This is a genomic window from Pseudomonas sp. 05N434 (genome assembly GCF_056396965.1).
In genome coordinates, this window is record NZ_JBFTMK010000260.1 from 1 (window position 1) to 8,795 (window position 8,795).

The 8,795-nt window shown below is 60.8% G+C and carries 6 protein-coding genes and 1 pseudogene; 6 read left to right on the forward strand and 1 reads right to left on the reverse strand.

Annotated elements, in window-relative coordinates; genetic code table 11:
* Positions 1-135 precede the first annotated feature (135 nt).
* From AC1DLB_RS17090 to prpD, 6 genes and pseudogenes are all read left to right on the forward strand, one after another.
* Positions 136-858, forward strand: coding sequence for a GntR family transcriptional regulator (locus tag AC1DLB_RS17090; protein ID WP_007902102.1), 723 nt, complete (start codon positions 136-138; stop codon positions 856-858).
* Entirely contained in the window at positions 855-1,745 is an 891-nt protein-coding gene (prpB, locus tag AC1DLB_RS17095) for a methylisocitrate lyase (protein WP_018925250.1), read from the forward strand. The genes AC1DLB_RS17090 and prpB overlap by 4 nt, the downstream gene beginning before the upstream one ends.
* Positions 1,746-1,801: 56 nt before the next feature.
* Positions 1,802-2,513, forward strand: a pseudogene (locus AC1DLB_RS17100) (citrate/2-methylcitrate synthase).
* Between the two features lie 111 nt (positions 2,514-2,624).
* The gene (acnD, locus tag AC1DLB_RS17105; protein WP_477743797.1) at positions 2,625-5,219 is read left to right on the forward strand and encodes a Fe/S-dependent 2-methylisocitrate dehydratase AcnD; all 2,595 of its coding nucleotides are present in this window, start codon (positions 2,625-2,627) and stop codon (positions 5,217-5,219) included.
* A gap of 52 nt (positions 5,220-5,271) precedes the next feature.
* Positions 5,272-6,462, forward strand: coding sequence for a 2-methylaconitate cis-trans isomerase PrpF (gene prpF, locus AC1DLB_RS17110; protein ID WP_477743796.1), 1,191 nt, complete (start codon positions 5,272-5,274; stop codon positions 6,460-6,462).
* Positions 6,463-6,601: 139 nt separating this feature from the next.
* On the forward strand, positions 6,602-8,086 hold the full coding sequence (gene prpD, locus AC1DLB_RS17115; RefSeq protein WP_018925254.1) for a 2-methylcitrate dehydratase: 1,485 nt from the start codon (positions 6,602-6,604) through the stop codon (positions 8,084-8,086).
* Positions 8,087-8,121: 35 nt separating this feature from the next.
* Here the strand turns inward: prpD and AC1DLB_RS17120 are convergent.
* Positions 8,122-8,795 (reverse strand): pyruvate, water dikinase regulatory protein (locus tag AC1DLB_RS17120; RefSeq protein ID WP_477785328.1); only part of this gene is annotated, 674 nt, incomplete at its 5' end.

Consider the following 8,795-nt stretch of genomic DNA (forward strand, 5'->3'; position numbering starts at 1 on the left):
GGCTGTAACCGGGGGTGCTGCTTCTTTATGGTGCAAGCGGTTATTAGACGATTGTCGACAATGTCTATTTATCCTTTGACGTAACCGGCCTTATTCGCTAATTTTTGCGGCATTGCTTTTAAAGGTGTCGACAATATGCTGGATCAACTCGATCCCCCGGTCACGGTTCAGGACGACTCGGAAACACTTTCCGAAAACGTCTTCCGACGCATTCAGGCGGCCATCGTCAAGGGTGAGATCGCCCCGGGCAGCAAGATCTCCGAGCCGGAGCTGGCGCGCACCTACGGCATCAGCCGCGGGCCGTTGCGTGAGGCGATCCACCGACTGGAAGGCCAACGCCTGCTGGTTCGCGTGCCGCACGTCGGGGCGCGGGTGGTGTCGTTGAGTCACGCCGAATTGCTGGAACTCTACGAAATCCGCGAATCCCTGGAAGGCATGGCGTGCCGTCTGGCGGCTGAACGCATGACCGTTGARGAAATCGACGAACTGCGCCGGGTGTTGGAAACCCACGAGCGTGATGCGGCGTTTCAGGCGGGCGTCGGCTATTACCAGCAGGAAGGCGATTTCGACTTTCATTACCGGATCATCCAGGGCAGCGGCAACCGCACCCTGACCCAGATGCTCTGCGGCGAGCTCTATCAACTGGTGCGCATGTACCGCATCCAGTTTTCCACCACGCCCAATCGGCCACGCCAGGCGTTTGCCGAGCACCACCGAATTCTCGATGCCATCGCCGACCGTGACGGTGAACTGGCCGAGTTGTTGATGCGCCGTCACATCGGCGCCTCCAAACGCAATATCGCCCGTCACTACCAGGACGGCGCTAACCCGACAGCCACTGAACGAGGTGAGTCATGAGTTCCAACAAGAGCACTCCAGGCCAGCGTTTCCGCGATGCGGTCGCCAGCGAGCATCCGCTGCAAGTGGTCGGCACGATCAACGCCAACCACGCGCTGTTGGCCAAGCGCGCCGGTTTCAAGGCTATCTACCTGTCGGGGGGCGGGGTGGCTGCCGGCTCCCTCGGCGTGCCGGACCTGGGCATTACCGGCCTGGATGACGTGCTGACCGACGTGCGCCGCATCACCGACGTTTGCGACCTGCCGCTGCTGGTGGACGTGGACACCGGTTTCGGTTCCTCGGCGTTCAACGTCGCCCGTACCGTCAAGTCGATGATCAAGTTCGGCGCGGCGGCAATTCACATCGAAGACCAGGTCGGCGCCAAGCGCTGCGGTCACCGTCCCAATAAAGAGATCGTTTCGCAGCAGGAAATGGTCGACCGCATCAAAGCCGCTGTTGATGCGCGCACCGACGACAGCTTCGTGATCATGGCCCGCACCGATGCCCTGGCGGTGGAAGGTCTGGAGTCTGCACTGGATCGCGCCGCCGCGTGCATCGAGGCCGGCGCCGACATGATCTTTCCGGAGGCCATCACTGAACTTGAGATGTACAAACTGTTCGCCAGCCGCGTGAAAGCGCCGATCCTGGCCAACATCACCGAGTTCGGCGCGACACCGCTGTACACCACCGAGCAGCTCGCCGGTGCCGATGTGTCGCTGGTGTTGTACCCGCTGTCGGCGTTCCGCGCGATGAACAAGGCTGCGGAAAACGTCTACACCGCGATCCGCCGCGACGGCACGCAACAGAACGTCATCGACACCATGCAGACGCGCATGGAGCTTTACGATCGCATCGATTACCACACGTTCGAGCAGAAGCTCGATGCGTTGTTTGCGGCGAAGAAGTAAGGCGCAATCCCCCACAACTTGCCGATTCCCTAACAAATTCAAGATTGGAGACAGCAATGGCCGAAGCAAAAGTACTCAGTGGCGCCGGGCTCCGTGGCCAGGTTGCCGGGCAAACCGCACTGTCCACCGTGGGCCAGTCGGGTGCCGGCCTGACCTATCGCGGTTACGACGTGCGCGAACTGGCGGCTGACGCACAGTTCGAAGAAGTGGCTTACCTGCTGCTGTACGGCGAACTGCCGACCCAGTTACAACTGGCCGGCTATACCGAGAAACTGAGCAAGCTGCGCGACCTGCCGCAAGCGTTGAAGGAAGTGCTGGAGCGCATCCCCGCCGACGCCCATCCAATGGATGTGATGCGCACCGGTTGCTCGTTCCTGGGCAACATCGAGCCGGAGAAAGATTTCTCCGAGCAGCACGACAAAACCGACCGCCTGCTGGCCGCGTTCCCGGCGATCATGTGCTACTGGTATCGCTTCAGCCACGACGGCAAGCGCATCAACTGCGTGACCGACGAAGCCTGCATCGGCGGCCATTTCCTGCACCTGTTGCACGACAAGAAGCCGAGCGAGTTGCACGTCAAGGTGATGAACGTTTCGCTGATCCTCTACGCGGAGCACGAATTCAACGCCACCGATCTTCGTCTGCTCACGCCTGACCGGCTGGGCGGCGCATGTGTTCGAACAACGTGCCAACAATCGCATCATCCGCCCGAGCGCCGAGTACGTCGGCGTTGAACAGCGCAAGTTCGTGCCAATCGAACAACGCTGACCGGGGAGGGCGCCGGTACTGGTTACTGAAGGAACCGGGAACCCTGCAGGTCGGGGTTCAGCCCGGTGCCAGGCGCCCACCTATTGAAATTACCGTGACCGAGTCCTGACGATGAATACTGAATTCCGCAAACCGCTGCCCGGCAGCTCTCTGGATTATTTCGACGTCCGTGCGGCGGTCGATGCCATTGCACCCGGCGCCTACGACACCCTGCCGTACACCTCCCGCGTGCTGGCGGAAAACCTCGTGCGTCGCTGCGACCCGGCCACGCTCACCGATTCCCTGAAACAACTGATCGAGCGCAAACGCGACCTCGACTTCCCATGGTTTCCGGCCCGCGTGGTGTGCCACGACATTCTCGGCCAGACCGCCCTGGTGGACCTTGCCGGCTTGCGCGATGCCATCGCCCTGCAAGGCGGCGACCCGGCGCAAGTGAACCCGGTGGTGCCAACGCAATTGATCGTCGATCACTCGCTGGCCGTCGAGTCCGGCGGCTTCGATCCCAAGGCGTTCGAAAAGAACCGCGCCATCGAAGACCGTCGCAACGAAGACCGTTTCCACTTCATCAACTGGACCAAGAAAGCCTTCAAGAACGTCGACGTGATCCCGCCAGGCAACGGGATCATGCACCAGATCAACCTGGAGAAAATGTCGCCGGTGATCCAGGTGCGCGACGGCGTGGCTTTCCCCGATACCTGCGTCGGCACCGACAGTCATACCCCGCACGTTGATGCGCTGGGCGTGATCGCCATTGGCGTTGGTGGTCTGGAAGCGGAAAGCGTGATGCTCGGTCGCGCCTCGTGGATGCGTCTGCCGGAAAGCGTTGGCGTCGAACTCACCGGCAAGCTGCAACCGGGCATCACCGCCACCGACATGGTGCTGGCGCTGACCGAATACCTGCGCAAACAAAAAGTCGTTGGCGCATGGCTGGAGTTCTTTGGTGAAGGCGCGTCAAACCTCACCCTTGGCGACCGCGCGACCATTTCCAACATGGCCCCGGAATACGGCGCCACTGCGGCAATGTTCTACATCGACCAGCAGACCATTGACTACCTGAAACTCACCGGTCGTGAAGACAAGCAAGTGCAACTGGTCGAGAACTACGCCAAACAGACCGGCCTGTGGGCCGATAGCCTCAAAGGCGCGCAATACGAGCGCGGGCTGAGCTTCGACCTGTCCTCGGTGGTGCGCAACATGGCAGGCCCGAGCAACCCGCATGCGCGTGTTGCGACCTCGGATCTGGCTGCCAAAGGCATCTCCGGCCAGTGGGAAGACGTGCCCGGCCAGATGCCGGACGGTGCGGTGATCATCGCTGCCATCACCAGTTGCACCAACACCAGTAACCCGCGCAACGTCATTGCCGCCGGCCTGCTGGCGCGCAATGCCAACCAGCTTGGGCTGACCCGTAAGCCATGGGTCAAGTCGTCCCTGGCACCCGGTTCGAAAACCGTGGCGCTGTATCTGGATGAAGCCGGCCTGACCAACGAGCTGGAGCAACTCGGCTTCGGCGTCGTGGCCTTCGCCTGCACCACCTGCAATGGCATGTCCGGCGCGCTGGATCCGGTGATCCAGCAAGAGATCATCGACCGCGACCTGTATGCCACCGCCGTACTCTCTGGCAACCGCAACTTCGACGGGCGGATTCACCCGTACGCCAAGCAGGCGTTCCTCGCATCGCCGCCATTGGTGGTGGCTTATGCCATCGCCGGCACCATCCGTTTCGACATCGAAAAAGATGTACTGGGCGTGGTCGATGGCAAGGAAATCCGCCTGAAAGACATCTGGCCGAGCGACGAAGAAATCGACGCGGTGGTCAAGGCCTCGGTCAAGCCGGAGCAGTTCCGCCAAGTGTACATTCCGATGTTCGCCATCCACGAAGACACCGGCCCGAAAGTCACGCCGCTGTACGACTGGCGCGAGATGAGCACCTACATCCGTCGTCCGCCGTACTGGGAAGGCGCGCTGGCCGGCGCGCGTCCGCTCAAGGGCATGCGCCCGCTGGCGGTGCTGCCGGACAACATCACCACCGATCACCTGTCGCCTTCGAACGCGATCATGCTCGACAGCGCAGCGGGTGAGTACCTGGCGAAAATGGGCCTGCCGGAAGAGGACTTCAACTCCTACGCCACGCACCGCGGCGACCACTTGACCGCGCAGCGCGCAACCTTCGCCAACCCGAAACTGTTCAATGAAATGGTGCAGGAAAACGGCAAGGTCAAGCAGGGTTCTCTTGCCCGCGTGGAGCCGGAAGGCAAAGTGATGCGCATGTGGGAAGCCATCGAAACCTACATGGAACGCAAGCAGCCGCTGATCATCATTGCCGGTGCCGACTATGGCCAGGGTTCGTCCCGGGACTGGGCGGCCAAAGGCGTGCGTCTGGCGGGGGTGGAAGCGATTGCCGCCGAAGGTTTCGAGCGCATTCACCGCACCAACCTGGTGGGCATGGGCGTGTTGCCGCTGGAGTTCCTGCCGGGCACCAATCGTAAAACCTTAGGGATAGATGGCAGCGAAACCTATGACGTGATCGGCGATCGCACCCCGCGCGCGACGCTGACGCTGGTGATCAACCGCAAGAACGGTGAACGCGTCGAAGTGCCGGTGACCTGCCGCCTCGACACCGCCGAAGAAGTGTCGATCTACGAGGCTGGCGGCGTGTTGCAGCGTTTCGCTCAGGACTTCCTCGAAGAGTCGGCGGTTGCCGTTTAACACGACGAGCCGCGCGGGATTTCAAGTCCCGCGCTGGCCATACAGGATCAATATGGCTCACGCATCTCAGATAAAAATCCCTGCCACCTACATGCGCGGCGGCACCAGCAAAGGCGTGTTCTTCAGCCTCAAGGATTTGCCCGAAGCGGCGCAGATGCCAGGCACCGCCCGCGATGCCTTGTTGCTGCGCGTGATCGGCAGCCCCGATCCGTACGAGAAGCAAATCGACGGCATGGGCGGCGCGACGTCCAGCACCAGCAAAACCGTGATCCTGTCGAAAAGCATCAAGGCCGATCACGACGTCGATTACCTGTTCGGTCAGGTCGCCATCGACAAACCTTTCGTCGACTGGAGTGGCAACTGCGGCAACCTGTCGGCGGCGGTCGGTTCGTTCGCCATCAGCAATGGCCTGGTGGATGCCGGCCGCATTCCGCACAACGGTGTGGCGGTGGTGCGCGTGTGGCAGGCCAACATCGGCAAGACCATCATCGCTCATGTACCGATCACCAATGGCGAGGTGCAGGAAACCGGTGATTTTGAACTCGACGGCGTGACCTTTCCGGCCGCCGAAGTGCAGCTCGAATTCATGGATCCGGCGGCGGAAGAAGAGGGTGGCGGTGGCTCGATGTTCCCCACCGGCAATCTGGTGGACGACCTTGAAGTGCCAGGTGTCGGCACGCTCAAGGCTACCCTGATCAACGCTGGCATCCCGACCATATTCATCAACGCCGAAGACATAGGCTACACCGGCACCGAGTTGCAGGGCGCGATCAACAGTGACCTGGAGGCTTTGGCAATGTTCGAAACCATCCGGGCTTACGGTGCGCTGCGCATGGGGCTGATTGAACACCTGGATGAAGCCGCCAAGCGCCAGCACACGCCGAAGGTCGCGTTCGTCGCCCCACCTGCGGATTACATTGCGTCCAGCGGCAAGAAAATCGCAGCCGCCGACATCGACCTGCTGGTGCGCGCGTTGTCCATGGGCAAGCTGCACCACGCCATGATGGGCACGGCAGCGGTGGCGATCGGCACGGCGGCGGCGATTTCCGGCACCTTGGTCAACCTGGCAGCGGGCGGTATCGAACGCAACGCCGTGCGCTTCGGCCATCCGTCCGGCACCTTGCGCGTGGGCGCCGAGGCCGCAAAGGTCAACGGTGAGTGGACGGTGAAAAAAGCCATCATGAGCCGCAGTGCGCGGGTGTTGATGGAAGGTTATGTCCGGGTGCCGGGGGATTGTTTCTAACCTCAATCCAGGCATACACAAATCCCTGTGGGAGCGCCGCTCCCATAGGTGATGCATTTCCAAAACAAGAGTGTTGTACCGACTGAGACTACCCTGAACCGAGGTCCCATCAACGAACCACTTCAAGAGTGAATCGAACATGAGCGCCAACGTCGACCTGAACACCCGCCCCGACTACGACACGGTTCTGCAGGACATCGCCGACTACGTCCTCAATTTCAACATCCAGTCGCCCGAGGCGCTTGATACTGCCCGCAATTGCCTGATGGACACCCTCGGCTGCGGCTTGCTGGCGCTGCGTTTCCCCGAATGCACCAAACACCTGGGTCCTATCGTCGAAGGCACTGTCGTCCCCTTCGGCGCCCGCGTGCCCGGCACCAGCTATCGTCTCGACCCGGTCAAGGCCGCTTGGGACATCGGTTGCATCGTCCGCTGGCTCGATTACAACGACACCTGGCTCGCCGCCGAATGGGGCCATCCGTCCGATAACCTCGGCGGTATTCTCGCGGTGGCCGACCACCTGTCGCAAAAGCGCCTGGCCAATGGCGACGCCCCACTGACCATTCGCGCTGTGCTGGAAGCCATGATCATGGCGCACGAGATTCAGGGCGTGATCGCCCTGGAAAATTCGTTCAACCGCGTCGGTCTCGATCACGTGATTCTGGTGAAAGTCGCCTCGACCGCCGTCACTGCCAAACTCATGGGCGCCAATCGCGAGCAGCTGCTGTCGGCGTTGTCTCATGCCTTTGCCGATGGCCAGGCGCTGCGCACTTACCGGCATGCGCCGAACGCCGGATCGCGTAAATCCTGGGCGGCCGGAGACGCGACCAGTCGGGGCGTGCGTCTGGCGGACATTGCGATGCGTGGTGAGATGGGCATCCCCGGCGTACTGACCGCCAAGCAATGGGGTTTCTACGATGTACTGTTCAGCCACACCAACAACGACCTGGGGCTCAAGCCTGAAGGCAAGCGAGCTTTCAGTTTTTCCCGGCCGTTCGGCAGCTATGTGATGGAAAACGTGCTGTTCAAGATCAGCTTCCCCGCTGAGTTCCACGCGCAAACGGCCTGCGAGGCTGCCGTCACCCTGCATCCATTGGTCAGGAATCGCCTGCATGAAATCGACAGGATCGTTATCACCACCCACGAATCAGCGATCCGCATCATCTCCAAGGTCGGCCCGCTGGCCAACGCTGCGGACCGCGATCACTGCCTCCAGTACATGACCGCCGTACCCCTGGTATTCGGCAATCTGGTGGCCGAGCAGTACGAAGACGACTTCCACGCCGCGCACCCGATTATCGATGTGCTGCGCGACAAAATGGTCATTGTCGAAGACCCGCGTTTCACCCGCGAATACCTGGAGGCGGACAAACGCTCCATCGCCAACGCTGTACAGGTGTTCTTCAAGGACGGTTCCAGCACCGATAACGTGATGGTGGAGTACCCGATCGGTCATCGCCGGCGCCGTGCTGATGGCATTCCGTTGCTGGAAGACAAGTTCAAGGTCAACCTGACGACGCGCTTCACGGCTCAGCGAAGCGCCGAGATCCTTGCGCTGTGCAAGGACCCGGCAGCACTTGAAGCGACGCCGGTGAACCGGTTTGTGGATTTGTTTGTGATCTAGCTGGCCGCGAAGGCGGCATAACTGCCGCCGACTATCTACTTGAACCGCCGTTCCACACCTTTCTCCACCAGAATCTTCGCCGAGATCTCTTCCACGGAGAAATGCGTGGAATTGATGTGGGGAATGTTCTCGCGTCGGAACAGATTCTCCACCTCGCGCACTTCGAATTCGCACTGCGCGTAGCTCGAATAGCGGCTGTTGGGCTTGCGTTCGTTGCGGATCGCGGTGAGGCGGTCCGGGTCGATGGTCAGGCCGAACAGCTTGTGATGATGGGCGCGCAGGGCGGTCGGCAGTTGCAGGCGCTCCATGTCGTCTTCGGTCAGCGGATAGTTGGCTGCGCGGATGCCGAATTGCATGGCCATGTACAAACACGTCGGTGTTTTGCCGCATCGCGACACGCCTACTAGTATCAAGTCAGCTTTGTCGTAATAGTGCGTGCGGGCGCCATCGTCATTGTCGAGGGCGAAGTTCACCGCCTCGATACGCTCCATGTAATTGGAGTTATGGCCGATGGAGTGGGATTTGCCGACGGTGTAGGAAGAATGCTCGGTCAGCTCCTGTTCAAGGGGCGCCAGGAAGGTCGAGAAAATGTCGATCATGAAACCATTCGACGTTGCGAGAATCTCACGAATGTCCTGATTGACAATGGTGTCGAAAATAATCGGACGAAAACCATCGTTTTCGGCGGCTTTGTTGATTTTTTGTACCA